The sequence below is a fragment of the Pigmentiphaga sp. H8 genome (assembly GCF_003854895.1).
Classification (GTDB): domain Bacteria; phylum Pseudomonadota; class Gammaproteobacteria; order Burkholderiales; family Burkholderiaceae_B; genus Pigmentiphaga.
The window spans coordinates 693,938-719,585 of the sequence record NZ_CP033966.1 but is presented as its reverse complement, the minus strand read 5'-3'; the positions used below and the strand labels follow the sequence as shown (position 1 = coordinate 719,585).

Sequence of the window (25,648 nt, the reverse complement as noted above, 5' to 3'; positions counted from 1 at the left end):
CGGTTGCTGGCGCGCGGTTCATCCCCGCTCCCGCGGGGAACACATGCCTCGTAGCCAGGCCCAGCGGCAGAACAACGGTTCATCCCCGCTCCCGCGGGGAACACGCTGCTGCCGGCGTGGCGATGGCGGGGCTGTGCGGTTCATCCCCGCTCCCGCGGGGAACACCGCAGCAGTAACGCGCTTTAACCAAGTATCAGCGGTTCATCCCCGCTCCCGCGGGGAACACGGCGCGTGGCGCGCACGCCGTTGGCGCCGGTGACGGTTCATCCCCGCTCCCGCGGGGAACACAGTGCTGGCGCCCATCTCGGCCAACAGGTGGGCGGTTCATCCCCGCTCCCGCGGGGAACACAGGCCCTGCGTGCCCATGACCAGCACCGCCACCGGTTCATCCCCGCTCCCGCGGGGAACACTCCAAACATAACCGCTTGTTTTCAAAAGAAAAAACCACCCAGCAAAAATCCACCAACTTTTTAAAGAGCCGATCACCCGCCGAAAAACAAGAACGACGCCCCACTTCACACGGTCAAGCGGCCTCCAACCACATCGACGCCAGCAACGCCCCTTCCAGCCCCCTACTCGTCGCTTACCAGAAACAACCGCCGATGCTCCTTGATCGCGTACCGGTCGGTCATCCCCGCGATGTAGTCGGCAATGGCCCGCGGCTGATCCACATTGGCCCGTGCCTGGTACTGCGGCGGCAGCAGGCGCGGGTCTTCCAGGAAGGCGATGAACAGGTCGCGCAGCACGCGCTTGGCCTTGGTGGTCATGCGCAGCACGCGGTAATGGCGATACAGGTTGTCGCGCAGGAACACCTTGAGTTCGTCGGCCTCGGCCTTCACTGCGGGGCTGAAGCCGGCCAGGGGCGGCGCGCGGCGCACGTCGTCGATGGTGGCGGGCTGGTGTTGGGCGATGCGCGCGGCGGTGGTATCGGTCAGGTCGATGATCAGGGTATTGATCATGCGCCGCACGGTCTCGGTAATGGCGCGCCGCTCGGGCAGGTCCGGGTAGCGCTGCACGACTTCGGCATGATGGCGGTTGAAGATGCCGACCTGCCGCATCTGTTCGAGCGAGACCAGGCCGGAGCGCAGGCCGTCGTCGATGTCGTGGTTGTTGTAGGCGATCTCGTCCGACAGGTTGGTCAGTTGCGCTTCCAGCGAAGGCTGGGTGCGGTTCAGGAAGCGCTCGCCCACGTCTCCCAGCCGGGCGGCCCGGGTCAGCGAGCAGTGCTTGAGGATGCCCTCGCGGGTCTCGAAGCACAGGTTCAGGCCGTTGAAGTCGCCGTAGCGCTCCTCCAGTTCGTCCACCACGCGCAGGCTTTGCAGATTGTGCTCGAAGCCGCCGGCCTCGGGCGCGAACTCCTGCATGCAGGCGTGCAGCACGTCCTGCCCGGCATGGCCGAAGGGGGTGTGGCCCAGGTCATGGGCCAGGGAAATGGCTTCGACCAGGTCTTCGTTCAAGCCCAGGTTGCGCGCGATGGAGCGCGCGATCTGCGCCACCTCCAGGCTGTGCGTGAGGCGGGTCCGGAACAGGTCCCCCTCGTGGTTCACGAAGACCTGGGTCTTGTACTCCAGCCGCCGGAAGGCGTTGGAATGGATGATGCGATCGCGGTCACGCTGGAATTCGGAACGCCCCTGGGGCGGGGCTTCGGGGTGGCGCCGGCCGCGGGTGGCGGCCGGGTCGGCGGCGTAGGGAGCGAGGACTTGGGGCATGACGTCGGGGCTCCTCCGGAGTGGGTGGGGTCAGGCGAGCGTGGCTGGTTGCTCACCCGCTGTCCTGGCGACGGTCCGGTCCAGCACCTGCCGGACCAGTCCGGCCTCGGCCGGGGTCCGTACCGCTTCCCCCAGCCTGGGCAAAAGGATGAAGCGGATCTGGCCGGCTTCGGTCTTCTTGTCGCCTTGCATCAGGTCGAACCAGCGGTCGGCACCCAGGTCGGGCGCGTAGACGGGGCAGCCGATGGCCAGTACCAGGCCGCGGATGCGTTCGGCGTCGGACTGCGGCAGCCCGGAGGCGCGCGCGGACAGTTCGGCCGCCTGCACCATGCCGCAGCCGACGGCCTCGCCGTGCAGCCAGGCGCCGAAGCCCAGTCCGGCCTCGATGGCGTGGGCGAAGGTGTGGCCGAAGTTCAGGATGGCGCGCAGGCCGGTTTCCCGTTCGTCCTGCGAGACGACGTAGGCCTTGAGTTCGCACGAGCGGGCGATGGCGACGGCCAGCGCGCCCGGTTCGAGCGCGCGCAGGTCCTGGGCATGGGTCTCGCACCAGGCGAAGAAGTCGGCGTCCAGGATGGCGCCGTACTTGATGACCTCGGCCAGCCCGGCGGACACTTCGCGCGCCGGCAGCGTGGACAGCACGTCGGTGTCGATTTCCACGGCAATAGGCTGGTAGAACGCGCCGATCATGTTCTTGCCGATGGGGTGGTTGACGGCGGTCTTGCCGCCCACCGACGAATCGACCTGCGACAGCAGTGTGGTGGGCACCTGGATGAAGCGGATGCCGCGCATGTAGACCGCGGCGGCGAAGCCGGCGACGTCGCCGATCACGCCGCCGCCCAGCGCGACGATCACGGCCTTGCGGTCGCAGTGCCGGGCCAGCATGGCGTCGAAGATCAGGTTCAGGGTCTGCCAATCCTTGTATTGCTCGCCATCGGGCAGTTCGATGCGCAGGATGGGCCGGCCGGTGGCCGCCAGGGCCTGCTCGGCGCGCTCGGCGTACAACGCCGCCACGGTGGGGTTGGTGACCACGACCAGGGTGGTGGCGTCGGCCGGCACGGCCTCGGCCAGGCGATCGAGGCGGCCGGAAGCGATCCGTATGGGATAGCTTCCACCCGGCGTCTCGACACGGACTTCTTTCATAGACACTCCAGCGGGGGCAGGTCGTCGGCGGGCGGCCGGACCTGCTTGTTGCAGGTTGCGAGCATGGGCACGATGCGGCCGACCAGCCGCGACACCGACACCTTGCCGGTATCGACGACGAGATCGGCGATTTCCTCGTACAGCGGTTCGCGCTGGCGCAGCAGCTCGGTGATACGGCCCAGCGGGTCGGCCGTCTGCAGCAGCGGCCGGTTGCGGTCGTAGCGGGTGCGCTGGTAGAGCTCCTCGGCCCTGGCCCGCAGGTAGACGACCGTGCCGCGCTGCTGGAGCATGCGGCGGTTGTCCTCGGCCAGCACGGCACCGCCGCCCGTGGCCAGGACCACTCCGGAAATCCGGCTGCACTCGTCCAGCGCGTGGGTTTCGCGTCGCCGGAAGCCGGTCTCGCCTTCCAGCTCGAAAATGGTGGGAACGCGGACTCCGCAGCGCTCTTCCAGCACCAGGTCCACGTCCAGGAACTGGCGCGACAGCGCCCGGGCCAGGCCGCGGCCGATCGTGGTTTTACCCGCCCCCATCATGCCGACGAGGAAGACGGGCGGCACGAATACCGTGCCTGACGGCCCCGTGGCGGCGGCCGCGCATGAATCGTAAGAGACCTGATCCACTAGCTCGTGAGGCCGAAGCCACAGAAAGATATCGATATAAGATGCATTATCCCGCAAGAGGGCCGGAAGCGGAAAATCGGCCCCGGGCGTCCGGCACACCAACTGTTACAGGAACGCCCCGGCCGCCGGACGGTCTATAAGCCGATCCGTTTCGATGTTCCTATAATGGGTCTCGTCCTCGCACGAGAAGCTGCTTCCTCATGTCCCGTATTCTCCTGAAGGTCGCCGGCGTTCTGGCCGGGCTGGCCGTTTGTGGCGCCCTCCTGGTGGGGCTGGCGCTGGCCCTCGCCTACCCGAACCTGCCCGACCTCGATGCCCTGACCGACTACCACCCCAAGATGCCGCTGCGCATCTACACCGCGGATAACGCCCTGATCGGTGAATTCGGCGAGGAAAGGCGCAACGTGGTGCGCATCCGCGATGTGCCGGATGTACTGAAATCGGCGATCTTGTCGGCAGAAGACGACCGTTTCTACCAACATGGCGGCATAGACTGGTCCGGCGTCATGCGCGCGGCCCTGACCAACATGGTGAACCTGTCCAAGAGCCAGGGGGCCAGCACGATCACCATGCAGGTGGCGCGGAACTTCTACCTGTCGTCGGAAAAGACCTGGACCCGCAAGCTCTACGAGATCCTGCTGACCTTCAAGATCGAGGCCAATCTGACCAAGGACCAGATCCTGGAGCTCTACATCAACCAGATCTACCTGGGCCAGCGCGCCTACGGCTTCGCCTCGGCGGCCCGCATCTACTACGGCAAGCCGCTGTCGGAAATCACCGCCGCCGAGGCGGCGATGCTGGCCGGCATCCCCAAGGCCCCGTCGCGCTACAACCCCGTGGTCAACCCGACCCGCGCCAAGCTGCGCCAGCAATACGTGCTGCAGCGCATGCTCGGCCTGGGCTACCTGACCGAACCCGAATACCGCGCCGCCCTGGACGAAAAGCAGCAGGTCCGCCAACTGGGCGGGGAATTCGGCGTGCGCGCCGAATACGTGGCCGAGCTGGCGCGCCAGCTGGTCTACGACATCTATAAGGAAGAGACCTACACCCGCGGCCTGAACGTCTACACGACCGTGAACCGCGACATGCAGGACGCCGCCTACGACTCCCTGCGCGACGGCGTGCTGGACTACGAGCGCCGCCACGGCTACCGGGGCCCCGAGGCCTTCGTCGACCTGCCCGGCGGCATCGACAACAACCCCGAGAAGCTGAACGAGGCCGTCGACGACGCCCTGAACGACTACCCCGACAGCGACACCCTGCTGTCCGCCGTGGTCCTGGCCGCCGATGCCAGCAAGGTCCGCGTGGCCCGCAGCTCGGGCGAGATCATCGACATCACCGGCAAGGGGCTCAAGTTCGTCCAGCCGGCGCTGTCGGCCAAGGCCCAGCCCTCGGTGCGCATCCGCCGCGGCGCCATCGTCCGCATCCTGAAAACCGGAAACGACTGGGAAATCCTGCAGACGCCCCAGGTCCAGGCGGCCTTCGTCTCCACCGACCCGCAGAACGGCGCCATCCGCGCCATGGTCGGCGGCTTCGATTTCCACAGCGGCAAGTTCAACCGCGTCACCCAGGCCTGGCGCCAGCCCGGCTCCAGCTTCAAGCCCTTCATCTACGCGGCCTCGCTGGAACGGGGCCTGACCCCCGCCACCATCATCTCCGACGACCCCTTCGTGCTCGAAGCCTCGGCCACCGGCTCGCAGCGCTGGGAACCCAAGAACTACGACGGCAAGAACGAACCGCCCATGACCATGCGCCAGGGGCTGGCCAAGTCCAAGAACATGGTGTCGATCCGCGTGCTGCAAAGCATCGGCCCGCAGTACGCGCAGGACTACATCACCCGCTTCGGCTTCGACGCCGCGCGCCACCCCGCCTACCTGACCATGGCGCTGGGCGCGGGCTCGGTCACGCCGCTGCAGATGGCTGGCGCCTATTCCGTGTTCGCCAACGGCGGCTACCGCGTCACCCCCTACCTGATCGACAAGGTCACCGACAGCACCGGCCGCGTCCTGATGCAGGCCCGCCCGACCAAGGCCGGCGACGAATCGCTGCGCGCCATCGACCCCCGCACCGCCTACATCGCCGATTCCATGCTGCGCGACGTCGTCCGCACCGGCACCGCCCGCGCCGCCCTGTCGCTCAAGCGCCAGGACGTGGCGGGCAAGACCGGCACCACCAACAACTCGGTGGACGCCTGGTTCGCCGGCTACACCCCCGGCCTGGTCGGCGTGGCCTGGCTGGGCTACGACCAGCCCCGCTCGCTGGGCGTGCGCGAAACCGGCGGCGGCGCCGCCATGCCCATCTGGCTGAAATACATGCAGCGCGCGCTGAAGGAAATCCCCCAGCGCGAACAGCCCATGCCGTCCGGCATCATCGTGCAGAACGGCGACTACTACTTCGCAGAATTCCCGCCCGGCCAGGCCGTCGCCTCCGTCGGCCTGCCGCCCCCCTCCACCGATCCCATGTCGCGGCTGATCGACAGCCTGGGCAACCTGATCAATGGCAATGGCGGCAATTCCGGCAGCAACAGCGGTGGGGGCAACACCCGCCAGGAATACCTGCCCTGACCGCCTCTATACCCGCCCGCACGCCGCGGGCGGCCGGCGCCACGAGACGCCCCGGAGCTGGCCGTGTTCGGAAGTCACCGAACCGGCAGTTCCTCGACCACGACTTCCTCCCCCGACTGCTCGGAACAAATCCGCGACAACGCCCGCGCCAGTTCCTCCCCTGACCGCGTATCCAGCCACTTTCCGTCCTTCAGGCGATAATGGAACCCGCCGCTGCGCGCCGCCACCCACATTTCCTGCATCGGCGCCTGGCTATTGACCACCGCCTGGCTGCGATCCGCGAAGGTCAGCGTCAGCACATTGCCGCTGCGCGTCGCCTCGATGTCGATGTCGCGCTGCTCGAACCACACGTCGGCCTGACGCTCGATGGAATCCAGGATGGCGTCGGCCAAGGCAAGAAACTCGCTTTCGTTCATAATTTCGACTATGTCCGACATGAAACCCACGCGTCCCGCGCGCGCCGCATGCCCAGACCTCTCGTTGGTTGCTGATACCAGCATTGTAGCCAGCGGCGCCCGGCCGGCCCTGCGCCGCCTGGCCCCGATGCTGGCGGCCCTGCCGCTCGTACTGCTGGCCGCCTGCGGCATCAAGGGCCCGCTCTACCTGCCGGCCACGCCCGCGCCCACGGCCCCCGCCCCGGCCGTGCAGCCCGCCCCCGCTCCAGCCTCCAAGACCACGGGCGACATCGACGACATTTCCCGGCGCAACGAATCCATCTCGCATACCCCCCTGACACAATGACCCCCCCCGTTTCCCTGCCCACCCCGGTCGGCAGCCCCCACTTTGCCTATCGCGACGGCATCCTCCATGCCGAAGGCGTCTCCGTGGCCCTGCTGGCCGACAAGCTCGGCACGCCGCTGTACGTCTATTCGCGCGCCGCGCTGCATGCCGCCTACGACGCCTACCGGCGCGGCATCGGCTCGCGCGACGTGCTGGTCTGCTACGGCATGAAGGCCAACTCCAACCTGGCGGTGCTGCGCGAATTCGCGCGCATGGGGGCCGGTTTCGACATCGTGTCCGCAGGCGAGCTGCAACGCGTGCTGGCGGTGGGCGGCGATCCGGCCAAGGTCGTCTTCTCCGGCGTGGGCAAGCAGGCCGCCGAAATGCGCCTGGCGCTGGAAGCGGGCGTCAAATGCTTCAACGTCGAATCCGTACCCGAACTGCACCGCCTGTCCGGGGTCGCGCAGGCAATGGCCAAGCGCGCACCGGTATCGCTGCGCGTGAACCCCGACGTCGATCCCAAGACCCATCCCTACATCTCGACCGGCCTGAAGGAAAACAAGTTCGGCATCGCCATCGACGACGCCCCCGCAGCTTACCGGACCGCGGCCGCGCTGCCCGGCATCGAGATCGTGGGCGTCGATTGCCACATCGGCTCGCAAATCACCGAGACCGCGCCCTTCCTGGACGCGCTGGACAAGCTGCTCGACCTGCTGGACAAGCTGGCCGCCGACGGCATCCAGGTCGAGCACCTGGACCTGGGCGGCGGCCTGGGCATCCGCTATGCCGACGAAACCGCTCTCGCCCCGGCCGACCTGCTGTCCCGCGTGTTCGAACGCATCGACGCGCGCGGCTACGGCTCGCGCCAGATCGTGCTGGAACCCGGCCGCTCGCTGGTCGGCAACGCCGGCCTGCTGGTGACGCGCGTGGAGTATCTCAAGCCCACGGAAGCGAAGAACTTCCTGATCGTCGACGCGGCCATGAACGATCTGATCCGTCCGACGCTGTACGAGGCCTATCACGGCGTGCTGGCCGTGGCGCCCCGCGCGGGCGAGGCGGCCGGACGCTACGACGTGGTCGGGCCGGTGTGCGAAAGCGGCGACTGGCTGGCCAAGGACCGCGACCTGGCCGTGCGCGAAGGCGATTACCTGGCCGTGGAATCGGCGGGCGCCTATGGCATGGTCATGGCCAGCAACTACAACACCCGCCCCCGCGCCGCCGAAGTCATGGTGGACGGCGACCACTACCACGTCGTGCGCGCGCGCGAGACCGTCGCGCAGTTGCTGTCGCTGGAATCGACCCTGGGCTGACCGGACCTCGTCCGCGCGGGGTCATTCCCCGCGCGGTCCCGCGCAGGCCGCACGCAGCGCATCGGCAAGCTGGCGAGCCTGCGCCGTGGGCGAGCGGTGGACGTGCAGCAGTACCTGGGTACGGGCATCGCATTCGGCCAGCGCGACCAGGCGCACCTCGGCCCGCGTCTCGGCCGCCATGTCGGCCGGCACCAGCGCGACGCCGAACCCCAGTTCCACCAGCCGCAGCAGGGTCGCCTTGCGGGACACCGCCTGGGCCGCCTCGGGAAAGAACCCGGCCTGCCGGCACAATTCCACCACCCGATAGCTCAATCCGCCCCGATGGGGATGCGGCAGCGACACGAAGCGTTCGCCGCGCAAGGCGTGCAGCGGCACCGCCTCGCGCTCCGCCAGCGGGTGCCCGGCCGGCACGGCCAGCACCAGCGCCTCGTCGTACAGGACTTCCGTCAGGACGTCGGGCAACTGCCGCAGCACCGGCGCGCGGGCCAGCCCCAGGTCGGCGCGGCCGTCCTGGATGTCCTGCGCCTGCTGCTCGGACGACGCGGTCGAAATGGACAGGCTGACGCCGGGTTGGCGCGACAGATGGCGCCGCAGCGGCGCCAGCAGCGCCCGCCCCAGCGGCACGGAGCTCGAATGCAGCAGCGCCACGCTGCCCTGCACGCCGCGCTCGGCCTGGCGGGCCCGGCTGGCCATCTCGCCCAGCTCCCCCAGCATGCGCACCGCGTCCTCGTGGAAGGCCCTTCCCGCCGCCGTCATTTCCACCTGCCGCGTGGTGCGCGCCAGCAGCGCCACGCCCACCTCTTCCTCCAGCAGCTTGATCTGCCGGCTCAGCGCCGACTGCGCGACGTGCAGCCGCTCGGCCGCCTCGCTGAAGCTACCGGCTTCGACGATCGCCACGTAGTATCCAAGCTGCCTGACCGAGAACATTTATCGCGCGATGAGATGGATGAGGCCTGATTTTAGAATTGGACCGCCGAGCGCCCAGGGCCCAGACTGCTGCCGTCGCCCCGATCGAGCCACGCCGTGGATGCCCTCCTGTCCCTGCTTCCCGTTACCCCGTCCCAGTTCGCGCTGATGTTCGCCGGCGTGGCCGCGGCCTACGTCATCTTCGGCATGGCGGGTTTCGGCACCGCGCTGGTCGCCGGTCCGCTGCTGGCCAACTTCGTGCCGGTCGCCACCATCGTACCGCTCCTGGCCCTGCTGGACTTCGCCGCGGCCACCACCAGCGTGGCGCGCGACGTCCGCCACGCATCGGTGGGCGAGCTGAGGCGGCTGGTACCGGCGATGGTACTGGGCAGCCTGCTGGGCGCCGTCGTCCTGCTGCGCAGCCGGCCGGACGCCCTGCTCCTGCTGCTGGGCATCTTCGCCATCGCCTATGCGCTGTATTCCCTGAGCGGCTTTCGGCCGCACCGGGCGCTGCCGCCGCGGTCGGCCTATGCCTTCGGCACGGTGGGCGGCGTGTTCTCCGCGCTGTTCGGCAGCGGCGGTTTCATCTATGCCATCTACCTGGCCGGCCGCCTGCGCGACAAGAACGGCATCCGCGTCACGCAAAGCACTCTGATCGGCCTCGCCACCTTCACCCGCGCCGCGTTCTTTCTGGTGGCCGGCGTCTATGCCGACACCGGCCTGCTGGCCAGCGCGCTGCTGCTGGCGCCCGCCATGCTGCTGGGCACCTGGGCGGGGCGGCGCATCACGCTGGCGCTCAGCCGCGAGACCTTCCTGCGCCTGGTGGCGCTGGTCGTGCTGGCCTCGGGAGCGGTCCTGGTGCTGCGCTACTTCGCGTCGTGATCACCGGCGAGATCAGCCCAGCGCGCCGGCGATCTTGCGCTCCTGCTCCTCGCGCACGGCCGAGCCGAACAACTGCTCGAACCATCCGTCCCTGGCCAGCTTGAGCACCAGGCTGTTGTCCACGACCTTGCCCAGGTCCAGCTTGCGCACCGCCGGCGTCTGCTCCGCCAGCCGGTCGACCGTCGCCTGGATGGCCGCCTTGGAAATCAGCGGCACGCGGTCCAGCACGTTGCGCTTGACGTAGATGTCGTAGACCCGGCTGATGTCCGCTTCGCTCTCGGGCTGGTCGAACGCCTTGAAGGTCGCCACGGCGAAGGCCTTGTCGTCGTAGAAGCGCTTGATCGCCTCGGCATGGGCGCGGATCAGTCCCTCGGCCCGGCCCCTCTGCTCGGCCAGGTAGCTGCGCTTGTGGAGGAAGGCGGTGCTGACGTAGATGTCCTCGTGGTCCGGCAGTTCGGTCAGCACCTTCAGGCCCTGGGTTTCCAGCTTGAAGTACGACGGCGCCGTCAGCAGCCCGGCGTCCACCTGTCCGCCCAGCAGCATGCTCGCGCGCGACGCGGCGTCGGTGCCGGTCGACACCCACTGCACGTCGCTGGGCGCGAGGCCGTACTTGCGCAGCAGCTCGACGGTATAGAAATACGGCGGGTCGCCCAGGCGGCCGACGCTGATGCGCTTGCCTTTCAGGTCCTTGACGCTGCCGATCCCGCCGCGCGCGACCAGCGCGAAGTTCCCCTTGTTGAGCATGCTGTGCGTCATGACCATGCTGGGATCGCGTACCAGCGCGGGGATGACCTGGTCCAGCCCGGAATTGATGCCCTGCGCCTCGCCGCTGACCAGCATGGCGACGCCGGCCGGATGCACGCCGAACACCAGGTTGGCATCGATGCCGTATTTCTCGTAGAGCCCGGCGCGCTTGGCGATCCACATCGGCCAGGTGGCGCCGCTGCGGGTGGGGTAAGCCAGCGTCATTTTCGCGGGCTTGTCGGCCGCCGCGCCCAGCGCCGACCAGCCGAGCATGGCCGCGCCGCCGGCGCCGGCCATGAAACGGCGCCGGCCGGGCAACGAGGGGATGTCGTTCCGTTCACTCATCGTCTCGCTCCTTTGCTTGCAAGCCTAGCGTCCGCCCACGTGCTCGGGCCGCCAACGCTGGAACCGGCGCTGGATGCGTTCGGCGCCCCAGGTGATGACCATGCCGGCGAAGGCGGTGACGAGCACGCCCACCATGAGCGTGTCGGTGGCGAACATCTGTCCGGCGTAGGCGATCATGAAGCCTATGCCTTCGTTGCCCGCGGACAGCTCGGCGATGATGACGCCGATCAGCCCATGCGCCACGCCCTGCCGCACGCCGGTCAGGATGAACGGCACCGAATAGGGCAGCGCCACGGTGGTGAAGATCTGGCGATCCGTCGCGCAGAAGGCGCGCGCGGCGCGCAACAGATCGGGGTCGATGTTGCGCACGCCCGCCAGCGTGTTGACCATGATGGGCAGCATGGCCGACAGGAACACCACGAAGATCTTCGAGCCGCTGCCTATGCCGAACCAGATGATGATCAGCGGATACAGCGCGATGCGCGGCGTCGCATACAACGCGTTGATCAGCGGATCGAACATCATCAGCGCGCGCCGGTACCAGCCCAGCAGGATGCCCAGCGGCACGCCCACGAAGAAGGCCAGCGCCAGGCCGATCAGGTAGTTCTTGCCGCTGTACAGCGCGTTGGCGGCCAGTTGCCCGTCGGCGCACAGCTCGATGAACTTGCGCGCGATGGCCGACGGCCCGCTGAAGAACAAAGGCGAGATCCAGCCCATCTGCCAGCAGAACTCCCAGATGGCGATCAGCGCCGCCAGGGTGGACAGGCCGAGGATCGCGGCTTCGTGCCGCTTGTAGAAACCGACCTTGCGCGCCGCCGGACGGCTGACCGGCAGCGATGGGGCGATGCTTGCCATGTTGTCTCCTGGTGTCATTCCGCGCGGATCACGTTGATGCGGTCGGCCTCTTCCTCGATCAGCTTCCAGATGTCGTCCGACATCCGCAGGAAATCGGCCCCGCGCTTGAGCGAGAGTTCGCGCGGACGGGGGAAGTCCACGCGGAACTCCCGCTTGATCCGGCCCGGCCGCGTTCCCATCACGACCACGCGGTCGGCCAGATACACGGCTTCGTCGATCTGGTGCGTGATGAACAGCACCGTCTTGCGCGAACGCGCCCAGATGTTCAACAGCTCGGACTGCATGAACTCCCGCGTCTGCGCATCCAGCGCGGCGAAGGGCTCGTCCATCAACAGCACGTCGGGATCGGTAGCCAGCGCGCGCGCCAGGTTCACGCGCTGCTGCATGCCGCCGGACAGTTCGGACGGATAGCGTTCCTCGAAGCCCGACAGGCCCACCATCCTGATGAACTGTTCGGTGCGGGCATCCATCGTGGCGCGGTCGAAGCGGCGCTGCATTTCCATGCCGTAACGGACATTTCCCCGCACGGTGCGCCATGGCAGCAGGCTGGCGGACTGGAACACCATCGAGCGCCCCACGCCGGGACCGTTGACCAGTTCGCCGTTGATGCGCATGGTCCCTTCCTGGTAGCGCAGCAGGCCCGCCACGATGTTCAGCAAGGTGGTCTTGCCGCAGCCGCTGGGGCCGACGATGCAGACGAACTCCCCTTCGCGCACGTCCAGCGACACATCGTCGAAGGCCAGGAATTCCGTCTGGTTGCGCTCGACCCAGTAACGATAGGTCATGTGATCGATCGCCAGTTTCGACCGGCTTGTGGCCGCGTGTCGCTGGACCTGCGCCGCTACCGCGTTCATACCGTCTCCTTCGTGGATCACGCCCTGCCTATTCTTATGAATATAATATAGTTATATTGTTCTCATCGGCCTAGGGATTTCCACGGGAGCGGCGCGCGACAGCGCCTCCCTTACGGGATGAACGTTCAACGGACGCAAGGTTTCAGCCGCGCGTCGGCGCGCGCCATGCCGCGGCGGCGCCTACCCGCGCCAGCCGCCGGGTCATCGCCTTGCGCGCGCCCTCGGCATCGCCGTTGGCGATCAGGGCGTACAGGCGGACGTTGTCGGCGATCACCCGTTCGGCGATCTCTTTCTTGTTCGACATCGAGTAGGCCGGCTGCAGGACGTGGCGCAGCGCGCGAAAGTGGGCCGAGAGCCCACGGTTGTGCGCGGCCTCGACGATCGCGGCGTGGAAATCCATCGCGCTCGCCGCGAAGGCTGCGGGGTCGTCGATGCGATCGGGCATGCCATCCAGGATGGCCTGCATGCGCGCCAGGTCGTCGCGCGTGGCCCGGGCCGCGGCCAGGCCCGCGGCATGGATCTCGACCGCCGCCTGGGTCTCCAGCATCTCTTCCCGGGAAATGCTGATCAGCTTGAGCTGGATCGCCAGCGCATCGGCGAAGCGGTCGAGCTTGCCGTTGGCGATCCACGCCCCGCCATGCTTGCCGGGGCGGATCGCCACCACGCCCAGGGCCGCCAGCGACTTGAGCGCATCGCGCGCCGCCATGCGGCTGACTCCATAGCGTTCGGCCAGCGAAGCCTCGGTGCCCAGGAAATCCCCGCTCTTGAGTTCATCCGCGAACAAGGCCTCGCGGATGTGCGACACGATGCGCCAGGACAGCGTCTCGGGCGGCGTGGCCGCATGGGCGACGCCAGCCGCGCGCCGGGGTTCGGCGGCCGGATCCTGGCCGGCGCCCGAAGTTGGAATTTTCATGAAAGAGATCATAGCCATAAGTTCGCCTCACCTTAAAGATATTATTTTTATGAAGCGAATTCTTGATGTTCTCCAATGAGAATTTAGCCAATCTCTAACAAATCTCTCTTTTCATCAATCGTTATTATGATATTTTATTGATCGAGCTGCCGGCACTTTGGCAGCCGTCGCATCATTCCCGCCATCAAAGGAGACACACCATGGGCAAGTTTTTGATCGGGCCGCACATGCGGTTGCAGGAGTGGGTTGCCGAGGAAAAAGGCTATTTCGCCGACGAAGGCCTGGACTACGAGTTCGTCGCCAAGGGCGGCTCGAAGAATCTGTCGGTGAAATCGGCGGTGGAGTTGCCGCGCGACCAGATCCGCGGCGCCTACCAGACCATCGAGGAAGGCCGCACTTGCGACGTATCCAGCGCCTGCCACTGGACGGTCAACATGGCCGCCGCCGCGGGACACGGCAAGCTGTGGGCGGACGCCTACTCGGTCGCCTCCGCCGGCATCTACGTTCCCGAGGATTCGCCCATCCGCCAGCCGGAGGACCTGGCGGGCGTGCCCATCACCGTGGGCTATCAGTCGGGCAGCCACTACGCGACGCTGCAGGCGCTGGAGGCGGTCCTGCCGCGCGATCAGATCAAGCTGCATTTCGGCGGCATGCTGATGCACCGCCTGGATCTCCTGGTCGATCGCCAGGTTCCCGCCGCCACGATGTTCAATGCGCCGATGTACTTCGCCGAACAGCTCGGCTTTCGCAAGGTCATCGACTGCACGTTCATGATCGCCTCGGTCGTGCCCGGCGATGCCGCCACCGAGGACATCGCCAAGTACTTCCGCGCGCTCCAGCGCGCGCAGCAGGACATCGACCTGCGCTTCGAACGCTACACGCACTACTACAAGCGCGAAATGCCCGAGAAGTACCGCGACCGGATGGATACCCGCCTGTACGGCCCGGGCGAACGCCTCGTCTTCCTGCCCTACACACAGCAGATCTTCGAAGAGACCCAGCAATGGGTGAACGACTGGCAGATCTTCGACGACAAGCCCGAGCAGCGCATGGGCTACGGCGACTCGGTGTTGCACGCCTGAATACGCGGGCGCCGCCTGGCGCCCCGCCTGCGTTTGCGAGCGAAAGTAAAAAAACAACTAAAAAATTTTACTAACCTCAAAAACACGCATATACTTTTATTGTCATATTAAAAGTAAAGGCGGATCGTCACACGCGATCCGCTCCGCCCCCTACCCCCCGGGGCGTATCCAGACCTCAGTTCCAGCAAGACCCGCTGCATCCGCAACCCGACCGCCCCGATCGCGGGGAGTCCGCTCGCGCGTGCCGGCAGGACCGGTTGCAGCCACGAACCGCGCGCCCCCGACCCGGGCCGCCATCGCTTCGATTCATACGTCATTTCCGGAGGAGACATCCATGAGCGCATTCTTCGACAACCTGGGCCAGTCCGGCCTGGGCACGACCCGCCGCGAATTCCTGGTGAAGGCCCTGGCCGCGGGCGGCAGCGGCCTGCTGCTGGCGACCATGAACGCGTGGGGCGCGGGCATCGCCTCGACCGCCGGCGCCCCGCCGGTGCTGCAAGGCGGCGGCCGCGGCAAGAAAGTGGTCATCCTGGGAGCGGGCCTGGCCGGCATGACCGCCGCCCTGGAATTGGGCAAGGCGGGCTACCAGTGCGAGGTGATCGAGGCGCGCAGCTACGCCGGCGGGCGCTGCCAGACGGCACGCCGCGGCTTCACGCTGAGCGAACTGGGCGGCGAGACCCAGGTCTGCGATTTCGACGAAGGGCAATACATCAACCACGGTCCGTGGCGCATCCCCTTCTGCCATCGCTCCACGCTGCATTACGCCGCCGAGCTGGGCGTGCCGCTGGAGCTCTACAACAACGACAACGACGCCGCCTACATCTATTACGAGAACGCCGGCCCGCTGTCGGGCAAGCGGCTGCGCCGCTTCGAGGTCAAGGCGGACATGCGGGGCAACGTGGACGAACTGCTGGCCAAGTCCATCCGCAACGGCCAGATGGACCAGACGCTGAGCACCGAGGACAAGACCCTGCTGCTGGAGTACCTGGTCAACGAAGGCTATCTCAACCGCGACGACCTGACTTATCGCGGCACCAACGGCCGCGGCTACAAGATCTACCCCGGAGCCGGCAACCAACCCGGCGTGGAATCGGATCCGCTGGGCTTCGGCGACCTGCTGAAGTCCAAGCTGGGCCGCATCTACCGCTCCGTCAACGACATCATGAGCCAGTCCACCATGCTGCAGGCGGTGGGCGGCATGGACCAGATCGCCAAGGCCTTCGAGCGCAAGGTGGGCCATCTCATCCGCTACGGCACCGAGGTCACGCAGATCCGCAACGGCAAGGACAAGGTCACGGTCCAGTGCAAGGACCTCAAGACCGGCGCCCTGCGCACCCTGGAGGCGGACTTCTGCCTGTGCACCATTCCCATGTCCGTGCTCAAGCAGATGGATACCGACTTCTCCGCCGGGTTCAAGCAGGCCATGCAGGGCAATGCCTACATGCCCACCGGCAAGATGGGCCTGCAATTCAATCGCCGCTTCTGGGAACTCGACCACCAGATCTACGGCGGCCACATCGGCAACGACATCAAGAACATCGGCATCATCTCGCTACCCTCCACGCAGTGGCAGGGGCCGAAGGGAACGATGCTGGGCTACTACAACTTCGGCGCCACGGCCGCCGAGGTCAGCGCGCTGTCGCACAAGGAACGGACCGAACTCGCGCTGGCCGCGGGCGAGAAGATCTTCCCCGGCGACTATCGCAAGCATTTCGCCAAGTCGTTCTCGGTCGCGTGGCATCGCGTGCAGTACAGCCTGGGCGGCTTCTCCACCTGGTCGGGCGAATCGCGCAAGACCGCCTTCCCGCGCCTGCTCGAGGGTGAAGGCCGGACCCTGCTGGCGGGCGAGCACATGAGCTACCTGGGCGGCTGGATGGCCGGCGCGATCGAATCCTCGTGGCAGCAGATCGAACGCATGCACGCGCGCAACGCCGCCTGACCCCATACCAAGGAAACCGACACATGATGTTCAAGCCGCTCATCGCGCTGTTCGCGCTGGCCATTCCCTACGCCGCGCAGGCCCAGGAATCGGGCGCGTCGCTTTATCAGAAGAACTGCCTGGCCTGCCATCAGGCCAAGGGGCAAGGCATCCCCGGTGCCTTCCCCGCGCTGGCCGGCAGCGCCTTCGTCGCCGGCGACCGGACCGAACTGCTGGCGACCATCCTGAAGGGCCGGGGCGGCATGCCCGCCTTCGCCGGATCGATGAACGACGAGCAGATCGCCGCCGTGGCCACCTATCTGCGCGACGACTGGAACGGCAAGGCCGGCCCGGTGCAGTCCGCCCAGGTCGCCGCCGTGCGCAAGGGTGGCAATGCCGTGCAGTACAGCCAGTCGCAGGCCCGCCCCAACAACTGATCCCACCCCCGACGACAACAAGGAAACCCCATGTCTTTCACCGCTCGCGCCGCGCTCATGATTCTTCCCTCCGCCCTCCTGCTTGCACAAGGCGTCCAGGCCCAGGACATCGTGCGCCATGCCTCGTCCAACCCGAACGCGCCGATGTCCTCGGCGGTCCAGATCCCGCCATCGGCCACCACCTACTACCTGAGCGGCCAGGTCCCCGCCGCCGTCAATCCCAACGCGCCGCGCGAATCGCGCGAGGCCTTCGGCGACACCGAGACCCAGACCATCAGCGTGCTCGAACGCATCGAGGCCGCCTTGAAACCCCTGGGCCTGGGCATGAAGGACGTCGTCAAGATGCAGGTATTCCTGGTGGCCGACCCGCAGAAGAACAACAAGATGGATTTCCGCGGCTTCATGGCCGGCTACGGCAAGTTCTTCGGCAAGACCCAGCCCAACCTGCCCGCCCGTTCGGTGATGGAGGTGGCGCGCCTGGCCAACGACGGCTGGCTGGTCGAGATCGAGGTCATCGCCGCCAAGGCCCACTGAATCCACGCCACGCACACCGGACGCGCCTCGTAGGCCACGACGCCCGCTGACGCGGGACGCGTCCGGCGATACGGATCCACCACGCAGTCCGGACATCGGCGCATCGCCGCCGAGGGGGGAGCTCGCGCCCGAAAAAGCGCGAATCCGGAACAACGACATAAAACGAGGAGCAGACCATGTACCAGAGGATACTCGTCGCGGGGGCCGCGGCACTTCTGTCCACGCAGGTCCACGCGCAGTCCAGCGTGACCATCTACGGCGTCGCCGACGTCAGCATCCGGTATCTCACCCATGCCGACCGCGCCACCGGGCGCAGCAAGCTGTCCATGGAGAACGGCGCCGTCTCGAACAGCCGCTGGGGATTCCGCGGCGTGGAGGACCTGGGCAACGGCCTGTCCGCCCTCTTCAACCTGGAAGGCGGCATGAACCTGGACGACGGCACCCAGTCGACCGCCGGCAGGATCTTCAACCGGCAATCGTTCATGGGCCTGAGCAGCCGCACCGCGGGCACGCTGACCTTCGGCCTGCAGAACAACCCGCTGTTCGACTTCATGGTCGGCCCCTACGACCCCATGACCCTGGGCAACTACAGCCAGAACTCCTGGATGGGCACGGTGTTCAGCGTGGCCGGCCGGCGCGGCAAGGACAACTCGATCAAGTACACGAACACCTTCGGCGATTTCCGGGTCGCTGCGTTCTACGGCATGGGCGAACAGCCCGACAACCACCGCAAGAACGAGGCCTGGAGCGGCACGGTGTCCTATACGAAAGGTCCGTTCAGCACCGGCGGCGGCTTCGTCCTGACGCATGACGCCCTGGGCAACAAGCAGACCGTCTACAACCTGAACGTGCGCTACAAGCTCGGGCCCGCCACGCTGTTCCTGGGCCACTTCAACAGCAAGGACCACACGGGCTTCGTCGACGCGTTCCTGAACGGCGGCGCCACGCCCAGCGCCACGGCTCCGCGCCGCGACAACGCCTGGTTCACGGGCCTTACCTACGACGTCATGCCGTCGCTCAAGCTGACCAGCGCGTTCTACTACGACCGCAGCAAGAACGTGCGCGCGGTCCAGGGAGACGCCGGCGAGGGCACGCGCTACGCGCTGGTGCTGCTGGCCGACTACTACCTGTCGCGGCGCACGACGCTGTACGCCACCGTCGACTACAACAAGGTCAAGGATGCGGCACGCGTCGACATCCCCGGCGGGAACAGTCAGACCGGTGTCGCGATCGGCCTGCGCCACCGTTTCTGATAGACATCGTGACGGGGTCCAGTAAACTCGCGAAGATCGAGCACACCCACCTAGGAACGATGTCGACTCGCGCCACCGACCGCCGTGCAGCACCATCCCGCAAGGCGGCCGAACCCTCGCGCCGCCGGACCGCGTCGAAGGACCAACCGGCGGCGCGGGACAAGGCCAAGGATGCCGTCCCGGTGGACGAGACCTTCGTCTGGATAGGCGGGCAGATCCGCAGCCTGCGCAAGGCGCGCAACCTTTCGCTGGACGAGCTCAGCCGCGCGACTGGCTTTTCCATCGGCTATCTCAGCCAGATGGAGCGCGGCCTGGCCAAGACCTCGATCGGTTTCCTGAAGAAGGTCAGCCTCGCGCTGGACGTGCCGCTGGGCTGGTTCTTTCCCAGCGGCCAGCCCAGCGACCCCACCGACCGCGGCGTGGTCGTCCGCGCCTCGCGCCGGCGCCAGCTGACCTCGAACGCCGGCGTGTCCGACTTCCTGCTGTCGGCCAATCTGGATGGCCAGCTCAAGCTGTTCTATTCGGTGCTGGAACCCGGCGCGCGCAGCGGCGACGCCTATGCGCACCAGGGCGAGGAAGGCGGCTACGTGGTCAGCGGCAGCCTGGACCTGTGGGTGGGGGACGATCACTTCGTCGTCAACGCGGGTGACAGCTTCAGCTATCCCAGCACGACGCCGCACCGCCACGCCAACCACGGACGCGATGCCGTGGTCATCATCTGGGCCGTCTCCGGCGGTTCGGGCAAAGGGTAGAAAAAAGCGGGGGCCATGCGCCCCCGCTTGCGGATCACAGGAACTTGGTCGGCCAGATGATCGTGCGCCACATGTGCGCCACCGGGCTGCCGTCGAAGCCCAGGCCTTCCTTGGGCTGCTTGAAGTTGCGGCCGATGATGTCGATGAAGTCGTCCATGCTGACCACCGCGTTCGGATCGAACGAATAGATGTCGTTCAGCGTGATCAGCCGGCTCGTCATGTACCACTTGTGGTTGCGCGCCTCCTGGTAGGCCTGCTCCACATAAGGCTCGGGCCGGTAGTCTTCGCCGAAGTAGCGGATGTAGGCATCGGGATAGGCATAGCCCACGGACTCGTCGGGGAAGAAGCGCAGCGCCTGGTGGTAGCGGATGGCCCAGCTCACTTCCTCGTCCACGTAGGGTTCGAGCAATTGCGCGCCCCAGTAGCCGTGGTCGACGCGGATGAAGCCGGACACGGCGATGTCGTGCAGCAGACAGGCCAGCACGACCTTCTCGCTGTGCCCGCCCTTGAGCGCATGGGTGGCGCTTTGCAGCAGGTGGTTGGCCGGCGCGAAGCGGTACTTGAAGAAGTCCAGCAACGTAGGGTTCTCCGGCATCCTGGGCAGGCGCGGATCGTCGCCCATCATGAAATGCTTGGGCTTGCCCTGGTCGCGCGCCGCCCCCTGCGGCATGATGGGTTGTCTCGGGTCTTTTTCACCCGAAGTGAACAGCACGGACTTCACCACCTTGCGATCGAGTTCCTCGATCATCTGGTGTTCGAGCGCGTCCGCGCGCTGGGACAAGGTCATTGCCATGATTGCGTCCTTAGCAGGTACTGGATTTCCGCGCCGCGGCCCTTGCATGACGATGGCCCCAGCTAATTAGCATACAGTATGCGTCTTAACGAAAAGTGTCAAGACTGGGCAAGCCCGGCATGGGTGCGAAGGCAGTCTGCTAAGATTCCAGCCCGTCGCGCGACGCACGCCACGCATTCATCTGAGATCGCCGCATGTCGAGCCCCCTGCCCCATCCAGCCGCCTTCCCGCCCAACGGTGCCGACCTCGGCGCGCCCGCGGGCAAGACGGGCAGGATCCTGCAGATCCTGCAGGCGCGCTTCGCCAGCGGGCACTACCGCTTCGGCGAAAAGCTCTCGGTGGTGGACCTGGCCCACGAGTTCGGCGTCAGCCGCCAGCCCATCATGACGTCCATGCGCGACCTGGCCGGCGACGGCTTCGTCATCATCACGCCCCAGGTCGGCTGCGAAGCCGCCGCGCCCGACCGCAACGAGATCCAGGATTTCTTCTCGGTCTTCGCGAAGATGGAAGGACGCATGGCGGGCATGGCCGCCGAACGCCACGACGACGCCGACATGGTCCAGCTGCGCGCCGCCCAGGCCAGCTTCGAACAGTCACCCACCGGCGGCGGCCATTGGAACCTGGACAGCGTCAGCCATTTCCACAGCGTCATCCGCCACATGGCCCGCACGCCGGCCCTGGCCAACCGCATCGGCAAGTTCTGGCACATGGCCAACTACATCCTGCGCAACGGCCAGCGCGACTATCCCGAATCCGTGCGCACCGTTGGCAACCGCGAACGCGCCGGCATCGTGGCCGCCATCGCCGAACGCGACGCGCAGGGTGCCGAACGCGCCATGGAACTGCACGTGCTGGGCAAACCGCACCGCGTCGGCCTGCTCTGATCCCCGCTTCCCCTCCGGCCGCCTGACGGCCTTTCCTTGCGCCCACCGCGGCGGGTGCGCACACAGCTGAGCTCCGTCGCAGCCCTGGTTCAGCGGCTTCGCCCCAATTGACATACTAGAATCTTAGTTATAGAGTGCGGCCATAGACCTGCCACGGAGGCCCGGTGAAGCTACTGATCGTCGACCACTATTTCAGCCAGGCGTACGCCCAGGCCCTGCAATCCCGGTTTCCCGGCCTGGAGATCGCGCACGGCCGCAGCTTCGCTGAAGTTGCCGCCGCGCACGACAGCGCCGAAGCGGTGTTCGCGCTGGGCCATCTGTTCAACGACGCGCTGGTCTCGCGCATGGCCTCGCTGCGGTGGATCCAGGCGCTTACCACCGGCACGGACGCGATACAGGCGCTGTCGGTGCTGCCGCCCGGCGTAACGGTAACGTCGGCCCGCGGCATCCACGCCCCGCAGATGTCGGAAATGGCGTTCATCCACATGCTGGCGCTGGCCCACCAGTTGCCCCGGATGCTGCGCAACCAGGCGGACAGCCGCTGGGAGCGGTGGCCGCAGTCGCTGCTGTACCGCAAGCGCGTGCTGATCCTGGGCGTGGGCGTCATCGCCGAGGGCCTGGCCCGGCGCTGCAAGGCCTTCGACATGGAAGTGGTCGGCGTCTCCGGCACGCCCCGCGCCGTCCCCCACTTCGATCGCGTGGCGCCGCGCGCCGACCTGCACGCCGAGCTGGCGCAGGCCGACTACGTGGTCAGCCTGCTGCCGGCCGGCCCCGAGACCGACGGCTCGATCGGCGCCGCATTCTTCCGCGCCATGCGTCCCTCGGCCTGCTTCGTCAACATGTCGCGCGGCAGCGTGGTGGACGAGGCCGCGCTGCTGGATGCGCTGCGGTCGGGCACCATCGCCGGCGCCGGGCTGGACGCCTTCGCCGTCGAGCCCCTGCCCGCCAGCCATCCGTTCTGGCTCGAGCCCCGGATCCTGATTTCCCCCAAGCACGGCGGCACCACCGACATCTATGTCGAGCAGGTGATGCCCATCCTTGAACACAACGTGGCCTGCTACCTGGACGGCCGACTGGACGACATGAAGAACATCGTCCTGCGCGGCGCCACCCCGGCGGCCCTTCACTCCCTGGAAGCACGATGAGCCATCCCCTTCCCGACTCGCCCGAGCAGCGGGTCCTGCACCCCATTCCCACCCGCGAGCTGGAGCGCCGCTGGCGCGCGGTCCGCGAGCGCATGGACGAACTCGGCATCGACGCGCTGGTCATGCAGAACTCCAACGACTGGCTGGGCGGCTATGTGAAATGGTTCACCGACCGTCCCGCCACCAACGCCTATCCGCGCGCCATCGTGTTCCCGCGAGACGGCCGCATGGTGTCGGTCGAGCAGGGCCCGACCGGCGGCATCCGCGAGGTCCCGCCCGACGACGTGGTCGACCGCGGCGTCGAGAAGATCGTGTTCACGCCCAGCTATGCGTCCATCCACTACACCGGGACCTATGACGCGGAACTGGTGCAGGCGGAACTGCGCCGCCGCGGCTACAAGACCGTGGGCCTGGTCGGCACGGCCTGCATGTACCACGACTTCTGCGCCCACCTGAAGCAGACGGCGGGCTCGGTGCGCTTCGTCGACGCCACCGACATGGTCGATCACATCAAGGCCATCAAGAGCGCCGACGAGATCGAGGCCATCGGCCGCATGGCGGCCATGCAGGACGAGGTGCTGCAGGCCCTGGCCCGGCACATCCGCCCCGGCATGAAGGACTTCGAGGTCGCCGCCTACGCCCAGTACGCGGGCCAGCTGCGCGGCAGCGAGCAGGGGCTGTTCATCGGCTCGTCCTCGCCCGCCGGCCGCGCCGCGATGTACAAGCCGCGCCACCTGCAGGGCCGCGAAATGCGCGAAGGCGATTCCTTCACCCTGCTGATCGAGAACAACGGACCCGGCGGCTACTACGGCGAACTCGCCCGCACCTTCGTGCTGGGCAAGGCCTCGCAGGAACTGCTGGACACCATGGCCCTGCTGGTCGAGGCCCAGCGCCACACGCTGGACCACCTGAAGCCCGGCGCGATGCCCGCCGACATCCTGGCCGCCCACAACGCCTTCATGCGGGCCCGCGGCATGCGCGAGGAAACACGCCTGTATGCCCACGGCCAGGGCTACGACATGGTCGAGCGGCCGCTGATACGCGAGGACGAGACCATGCCCATCGCCGCCGGCATGAACATCGTGGTCCACCCCGGCCATGCCACCCCCAGCGTCTTCACCACCGTCTGCGACAACTACATTATCGGCGCCGACGGCCCCGGGGAATGCCTGCACAAGACGCCCAAGACCATCATCGAACTCTGAGCCCACCCGCCGCGCAGCCCGCGCGGCGCTTCGCGCACTTCCCCTGCCCTTCCCCATCTGGAGGCACGCCATGCAACGCAACGGATCGACCCCTTTCCGCCTTCCCGCGCGATACATCCTCGCGCCCACCCTGACCGCCGCCACGGCGCTCGCGCTGGCCGCCCCCGCGGCCCACGCGCAACGCTACCCGGAGCGTCCGGTGCAGATCATCGTGCCCTACGCTCCCGGCGGCAGCGTGGACGTGATCGCGCGCTCCCTGGCGCAGAAGCTGACCGAGCGCATGGGCCAGACGGTGTTCATCGAGAACCGCGCCGGCGCCGGCGGCACGATAGGCGTGAGCGCGGTGACGCGCGCCAAGCCCGACGGCTATACGCTGCTGCTGACCTCGCTGGGCGCGGTGACCGTGACGGTACATCTGACCAAGGCCGGCTACGATCCGCTGAAGGATCTCGCGCCCATCTCGCTACTGGCGACCAGCGGCCTCGTGCTCTCGGTCAAGGAAGACTCCCCCATCCGGTCGGTGCGCGACCTGATCGCTGCGGCGAAGGCCAGGCCGGGCACCATCAATTACTCCGTGACCGGCGTGGGCAGCCAGACCTTCCTGGCGGGCGAACTGCTCAAGCGTTCGCTGAACCTGGACATGGTCCCCGTGCAGTACAAGGGAGGCGGCCCCGCCGCGGCGGCCGTGGCGGCGGGCGAGGTACAGGCGGGCATCACCGACTCCGGCCCCATCCAGCCGCTGCTCCAGTCGAAGCGGGTGCGCGTGCTGGCCGTGACCGGCAGCCAGCGGGCCTCGGCCATGCCCGACGTGCCGACGATGGAAGAAGCCGGCGTGCCGGGCTTCAAGATCGACTCGGCCATCGCGCTGTTCGCGCCGGCGGGCACCCCGCCCGAGATCGTCGACAAGCTCAATGCCGAAGTCGCCGCCGCGCTGAAATCGCCCGACCTGGTCGACCGCGTCCATGCCGCCTCGCACGACCCGAAGCCGAACAGTCCGGCCGAGATGAAGGCCATGCTCAAGTCGGAGTTCGACCGCTGGGGCGCGATGGTGCGCGAGGCCGGCGTCAAGCTGGAATAGCGCCATGAGCGGACTCGAGCTCAGTTTCGCGGCGGGTCCGTACGACCGCCTGCAAGGACTGTACGACGGCAGCGTGGCGATCGACGGCGTGCGCATCGTGCCGCACGTCCGCCAGCGTCCGGTGGACATCTTCAGCCCCATGATCGAGCACGGCGCCTTCGACATCGCCGAGATGTCGCTCACGCACTGCTATGCCCTGACCGCGCAGCGCCGCGCCAACTTCGTCACGCTGCCGGTGTTCCCGTCGCGCATGTTCCGCCACGGCTTCATCTTCGTGAACGAGGCGGCCGGCATCCGCTCGCCCGCCGACCTGGCGGGCAAGCGCATAGGCGTGCAGGGCCACCAGATGACGGCCGCGGTCTGGATACGGGGACTGCTGCGCGACGGCCATGGCGTCGACCTGGCGGACGTCGAATGGTACGAAGGGGGCGTGAACGAATACGGCGTCGCCGGCGGCGACATCATGGAACTGCGGCCCAGCCATCCCCTGCGATGGCAGCGCATCCCGGCCACCACCTGCCTGTCGGACATGCTGGCCGAGGGCAGCATCGATGCGCTCATCGGCGCCTTCATCCCGCGCTCGTACGGCAAGCACCCCGCCGTGCAGCGCCTGTTCCCGGACTACAAGCGCGCGGAAGCCGCCTATCACGCGAAGACCGGCGTGTTCCCCATCATGCATGCCCTGGTGCTGCGGCGCGACCGCCACGAGGCGCATCCGTGGCTGGCTCCGGCGCTGGTGCGGGCCTGCGAGCAGGCCAAGGACCAGGCCTGGCAGCGGCTGCGTTTCAGCGGCGCGCTGGCCGCCACGCTGCCCTGGCTGATGGACCACGTCGAAGAGACCGTGGCCGCGTTCGGCGCGGACCCATGGCCTTATGGCGTGGAACCCAACCTCGCGACGCTGGACGCCTTCTCCGCCATGCTGCATGACGATGGCTACCTGGATCGCGCGTTGCCGCCGGACGAGGTGTTCGCGCCACTGCCCCACCCGCGGGCGTAGCGGAACAT

The 25,648-nt window shown here is 67.3% G+C and carries 25 protein-coding genes and 1 CRISPR repeat array (1 of these 26 only partly in view); of the genes, 15 read left to right on the top strand and 10 right to left on the bottom strand.

What is annotated here, in order from left to right:
- A CRISPR array of direct repeats spans positions 1-410; the repeat unit is 29 nt; unit sequence CGGTTCATCCCCGCTCCCGCGGGGAACAC; it reaches 230 nt to the left of the window's first position.
- 162 nt (positions 411-572) lie between these two features.
- Genes EGT29_RS03520 through EGT29_RS03510 form a run of 3 tightly spaced genes read right to left on the bottom strand, consistent with a single transcriptional unit; the run spans position 573 to position 3,382 of the window.
- Entirely contained in the window at positions 573-1,709 is a 1,137-nt protein-coding gene (locus tag EGT29_RS03520) for a deoxyguanosinetriphosphate triphosphohydrolase (protein ID WP_124687715.1), read from the bottom strand.
- A gap of 30 nt (positions 1,710-1,739) precedes the next feature.
- Positions 1,740-2,849, bottom strand: a complete 1,110-nt coding sequence (aroB, locus tag EGT29_RS03515) for a 3-dehydroquinate synthase (RefSeq protein WP_124687714.1) — start codon at positions 2,847-2,849, stop codon at positions 1,740-1,742.
- Positions 2,846-3,382, bottom strand: coding sequence for a shikimate kinase (locus tag EGT29_RS03510; RefSeq protein ID WP_124692204.1), 537 nt, complete (start codon positions 3,380-3,382; stop codon positions 2,846-2,848). The genes aroB and EGT29_RS03510 overlap by 4 nt, the downstream gene beginning before the upstream one ends.
- A gap of 287 nt (positions 3,383-3,669) precedes the next feature.
- On the opposite strand from EGT29_RS03510, the gene EGT29_RS03505 reads away from it, so the two are divergent.
- Positions 3,670-6,033 carry a penicillin-binding protein 1A gene (locus tag EGT29_RS03505; RefSeq protein ID WP_124687713.1) on the top strand — a complete coding sequence of 788 codons (2,364 nt, stop codon included), beginning with the start codon at positions 3,670-3,672 and terminating at the stop codon, positions 6,031-6,033.
- Between the two features lie 74 nt (positions 6,034-6,107).
- On the opposite strand, the gene cyaY is transcribed toward EGT29_RS03505, so the two are convergent.
- The gene (cyaY, locus tag EGT29_RS03500; RefSeq protein ID WP_124692203.1) at positions 6,108-6,449 is read right to left on the bottom strand and encodes an iron donor protein CyaY; all 342 of its coding nucleotides are present in this window, start codon (positions 6,447-6,449) and stop codon (positions 6,108-6,110) included.
- Positions 6,450-6,513: 64 nt separating this feature from the next.
- On the opposite strand from cyaY, the gene EGT29_RS03495 reads away from it, so the two are divergent.
- Complete coding sequence (locus tag EGT29_RS03495; protein WP_202865585.1) at positions 6,514-6,774, top strand: lipoprotein; 261 nt, start codon at positions 6,514-6,516, stop codon at positions 6,772-6,774.
- Positions 6,771-8,063 carry a diaminopimelate decarboxylase gene (lysA, locus tag EGT29_RS03490; protein WP_124687711.1) on the top strand — a complete coding sequence of 431 codons (1,293 nt, stop codon included), beginning with the start codon at positions 6,771-6,773 and terminating at the stop codon, positions 8,061-8,063. Before EGT29_RS03495 ends, lysA begins: the two co-directional genes overlap by 4 nt.
- 21 nt (positions 8,064-8,084) lie before the next feature.
- Here the strand turns inward: lysA and EGT29_RS03485 are convergent, their stop codons facing one another.
- On the bottom strand, positions 8,085-8,990 hold the full coding sequence (locus tag EGT29_RS03485) for a LysR family transcriptional regulator (RefSeq protein ID WP_124687710.1): 906 nt from the start codon (positions 8,988-8,990) through the stop codon (positions 8,085-8,087).
- Positions 8,991-9,086: 96 nt separating this feature from the next.
- Between EGT29_RS03485 and EGT29_RS03480 the strand changes: the two genes are divergently transcribed.
- Positions 9,087-9,851: a sulfite exporter TauE/SafE family protein gene (locus tag EGT29_RS03480; protein WP_238160278.1), complete on the top strand. Its 765-nt coding sequence runs from the start codon at positions 9,087-9,089 to the stop codon at positions 9,849-9,851.
- A 12-nt stretch (positions 9,852-9,863) separates the two neighbouring features.
- Here the strand turns inward: EGT29_RS03480 and EGT29_RS03475 are convergent, their stop codons facing one another.
- The 4 genes from EGT29_RS03475 to EGT29_RS03460 form a co-directional block, all read right to left on the bottom strand.
- The gene (locus tag EGT29_RS03475; RefSeq protein WP_124687709.1) at positions 9,864-10,940 is read right to left on the bottom strand and encodes an ABC transporter substrate-binding protein; all 1,077 of its coding nucleotides are present in this window, start codon (positions 10,938-10,940) and stop codon (positions 9,864-9,866) included.
- Between the two features lie 24 nt (positions 10,941-10,964).
- Positions 10,965-11,795 (bottom strand): ABC transporter permease, encoded by an 831-nt coding sequence (locus EGT29_RS03470; RefSeq protein ID WP_161567683.1) that lies wholly within the window; start codon positions 11,793-11,795, stop codon positions 10,965-10,967.
- 14 nt (positions 11,796-11,809) lie between these two features.
- Entirely contained in the window at positions 11,810-12,649 is an 840-nt protein-coding gene (locus EGT29_RS03465) for an ABC transporter ATP-binding protein (RefSeq protein WP_202865584.1), read from the bottom strand.
- Between the two features lie 142 nt (positions 12,650-12,791).
- Positions 12,792-13,562: a FadR/GntR family transcriptional regulator gene (locus EGT29_RS03460; protein ID WP_161567682.1), complete on the bottom strand. Its 771-nt coding sequence runs from the start codon at positions 13,560-13,562 to the stop codon at positions 12,792-12,794.
- A 200-nt stretch (positions 13,563-13,762) separates the two neighbouring features.
- Here EGT29_RS03460 and EGT29_RS03455 point away from each other — a divergent pair, with 200 nt between their 5' ends.
- The 6 genes from EGT29_RS03455 (at position 13,763) to EGT29_RS03430 (ending at position 19,538) form a co-directional block, all read left to right on the top strand.
- Positions 13,763-14,644 carry an ABC transporter substrate-binding protein gene (locus EGT29_RS03455; RefSeq protein WP_124687706.1) on the top strand — a complete coding sequence of 294 codons (882 nt, stop codon included), beginning with the start codon at positions 13,763-13,765 and terminating at the stop codon, positions 14,642-14,644.
- A gap of 334 nt (positions 14,645-14,978) precedes the next feature.
- A complete protein-coding gene (locus tag EGT29_RS03450) occupies positions 14,979-16,583 on the top strand; it encodes a flavin monoamine oxidase family protein (protein ID WP_192901791.1) in 1,605 nt (534 codons plus the stop codon).
- Positions 16,584-16,606: 23 nt separating this feature from the next.
- Positions 16,607-16,999, top strand: coding sequence for a cytochrome c (locus EGT29_RS03445; protein WP_124687705.1), 393 nt, complete (start codon positions 16,607-16,609; stop codon positions 16,997-16,999).
- Between the two features lie 30 nt (positions 17,000-17,029).
- The gene (locus EGT29_RS03440; RefSeq protein WP_124687704.1) at positions 17,030-17,533 is read left to right on the top strand and encodes a RidA family protein; all 504 of its coding nucleotides are present in this window, start codon (positions 17,030-17,032) and stop codon (positions 17,531-17,533) included.
- A 176-nt stretch (positions 17,534-17,709) separates the two neighbouring features.
- A complete protein-coding gene (locus tag EGT29_RS03435; RefSeq protein WP_124687703.1) occupies positions 17,710-18,786 on the top strand; it encodes a porin in 1,077 nt (358 codons plus the stop codon).
- Between the two features lie 59 nt (positions 18,787-18,845).
- Positions 18,846-19,538, top strand: a complete 693-nt coding sequence (locus EGT29_RS03430) for a helix-turn-helix domain-containing protein (protein ID WP_124687702.1) — start codon at positions 18,846-18,848, stop codon at positions 19,536-19,538.
- Between the two features lie 34 nt (positions 19,539-19,572).
- Here the strand turns inward: EGT29_RS03430 and EGT29_RS03425 are convergent, their stop codons facing one another.
- Positions 19,573-20,331 carry an HD domain-containing protein gene (locus EGT29_RS03425; protein ID WP_202865583.1) on the bottom strand — a complete coding sequence of 253 codons (759 nt, stop codon included), beginning with the start codon at positions 20,329-20,331 and terminating at the stop codon, positions 19,573-19,575.
- A 194-nt stretch (positions 20,332-20,525) separates the two neighbouring features.
- Between EGT29_RS03425 and EGT29_RS03420 the strand changes: the two genes are divergently transcribed.
- The 5 genes from EGT29_RS03420 (at position 20,526) to EGT29_RS03400 (ending at position 25,640) form a co-directional block, all read left to right on the top strand.
- Positions 20,526-21,215 (top strand): GntR family transcriptional regulator, encoded by a 690-nt coding sequence (locus EGT29_RS03420; protein WP_124687701.1) that lies wholly within the window; start codon positions 20,526-20,528, stop codon positions 21,213-21,215.
- Positions 21,216-21,379: 164 nt separating this feature from the next.
- Positions 21,380-22,360: a D-2-hydroxyacid dehydrogenase gene (locus tag EGT29_RS03415; protein WP_124687700.1), complete on the top strand. Its 981-nt coding sequence runs from the start codon at positions 21,380-21,382 to the stop codon at positions 22,358-22,360.
- Complete coding sequence (locus EGT29_RS03410) at positions 22,357-23,565, top strand: Xaa-Pro peptidase family protein (protein ID WP_124687699.1); 1,209 nt, start codon at positions 22,357-22,359, stop codon at positions 23,563-23,565. Before EGT29_RS03415 ends, EGT29_RS03410 begins: the two co-directional genes overlap by 4 nt.
- Positions 23,566-23,635: 70 nt before the next feature.
- Positions 23,636-24,643, top strand: coding sequence for a tripartite tricarboxylate transporter substrate binding protein (locus EGT29_RS03405; protein ID WP_161567681.1), 1,008 nt, complete (start codon positions 23,636-23,638; stop codon positions 24,641-24,643).
- A 4-nt stretch (positions 24,644-24,647) separates the two neighbouring features.
- Complete coding sequence (locus EGT29_RS03400; protein WP_124687697.1) at positions 24,648-25,640, top strand: ABC transporter substrate-binding protein; 993 nt, start codon at positions 24,648-24,650, stop codon at positions 25,638-25,640.
- Positions 25,641-25,648: the final 8 nt, after the last annotated feature.

Excerpts from the sequence above, each read along its gene's own strand:
- EGT29_RS03410 (WP_124687699.1), top strand. The coding sequence starts at position 22,357 with ATGAGCCATCCCCTTCCCGACTCGCCCGAGCAGCGGGTCCTGCACCCC.
- lysA (WP_124687711.1), top strand. The coding sequence starts at position 6,771 with ATGACCCCCCCCGTTTCCCTGCCCACCCCGGTCGGCAGCCCCCACTTT.
- EGT29_RS03520 (WP_124687715.1), bottom strand. The coding sequence starts at position 1,709 with ATGCCCCAAGTCCTCGCTCCCTACGCCGCCGACCCGGCCGCCACCCGC.
- EGT29_RS03475 (WP_124687709.1), bottom strand. The coding sequence starts at position 10,940 with ATGAGTGAACGGAACGACATCCCCTCGTTGCCCGGCCGGCGCCGTTTC.
- EGT29_RS03470 (WP_161567683.1), bottom strand. The coding sequence starts at position 11,795 with ATGGCAAGCATCGCCCCATCGCTGCCGGTCAGCCGTCCGGCGGCGCGC.
- EGT29_RS03485 (WP_124687710.1), bottom strand. The coding sequence starts at position 8,990 with ATGTTCTCGGTCAGGCAGCTTGGATACTACGTGGCGATCGTCGAAGCC.
- EGT29_RS03460 (WP_161567682.1), bottom strand. The coding sequence starts at position 13,562 with ATGAAAATTCCAACTTCGGGCGCCGGCCAGGATCCGGCCGCCGAACCC.
- EGT29_RS03440 (WP_124687704.1), top strand. The coding sequence starts at position 17,030 with ATGTCTTTCACCGCTCGCGCCGCGCTCATGATTCTTCCCTCCGCCCTC.
- EGT29_RS03400 (WP_124687697.1), top strand. The coding sequence starts at position 24,648 with ATGAGCGGACTCGAGCTCAGTTTCGCGGCGGGTCCGTACGACCGCCTG.
- EGT29_RS03505 (WP_124687713.1), top strand. The coding sequence starts at position 3,670 with ATGTCCCGTATTCTCCTGAAGGTCGCCGGCGTTCTGGCCGGGCTGGCC.
- EGT29_RS03420 (WP_124687701.1), top strand. The coding sequence starts at position 20,526 with ATGTCGAGCCCCCTGCCCCATCCAGCCGCCTTCCCGCCCAACGGTGCC.
- EGT29_RS03445 (WP_124687705.1), top strand. The coding sequence starts at position 16,607 with ATGATGTTCAAGCCGCTCATCGCGCTGTTCGCGCTGGCCATTCCCTAC.
- EGT29_RS03435 (WP_124687703.1), top strand. The coding sequence starts at position 17,710 with ATGTACCAGAGGATACTCGTCGCGGGGGCCGCGGCACTTCTGTCCACG.
- EGT29_RS03450 (WP_192901791.1), top strand. The coding sequence starts at position 14,979 with ATGAGCGCATTCTTCGACAACCTGGGCCAGTCCGGCCTGGGCACGACC.
- EGT29_RS03405 (WP_161567681.1), top strand. The coding sequence starts at position 23,636 with ATGCAACGCAACGGATCGACCCCTTTCCGCCTTCCCGCGCGATACATC.
- EGT29_RS03510 (WP_124692204.1), bottom strand. The coding sequence starts at position 3,382 with ATGATGGGGGCGGGTAAAACCACGATCGGCCGCGGCCTGGCCCGGGCG.
- EGT29_RS03465 (WP_202865584.1), bottom strand. The coding sequence starts at position 12,649 with ATGAACGCGGTAGCGGCGCAGGTCCAGCGACACGCGGCCACAAGCCGG.
- aroB (WP_124687714.1), bottom strand. The coding sequence starts at position 2,849 with ATGAAAGAAGTCCGTGTCGAGACGCCGGGTGGAAGCTATCCCATACGG.
- EGT29_RS03455 (WP_124687706.1), top strand. The coding sequence starts at position 13,763 with ATGGGCAAGTTTTTGATCGGGCCGCACATGCGGTTGCAGGAGTGGGTT.
- EGT29_RS03425 (WP_202865583.1), bottom strand. The coding sequence starts at position 20,331 with ATGGCAATGACCTTGTCCCAGCGCGCGGACGCGCTCGAACACCAGATG.
- EGT29_RS03430 (WP_124687702.1), top strand. The coding sequence starts at position 18,846 with ATGTCGACTCGCGCCACCGACCGCCGTGCAGCACCATCCCGCAAGGCG.
- cyaY (WP_124692203.1), bottom strand. The coding sequence starts at position 6,449 with ATGAACGAAAGCGAGTTTCTTGCCTTGGCCGACGCCATCCTGGATTCC.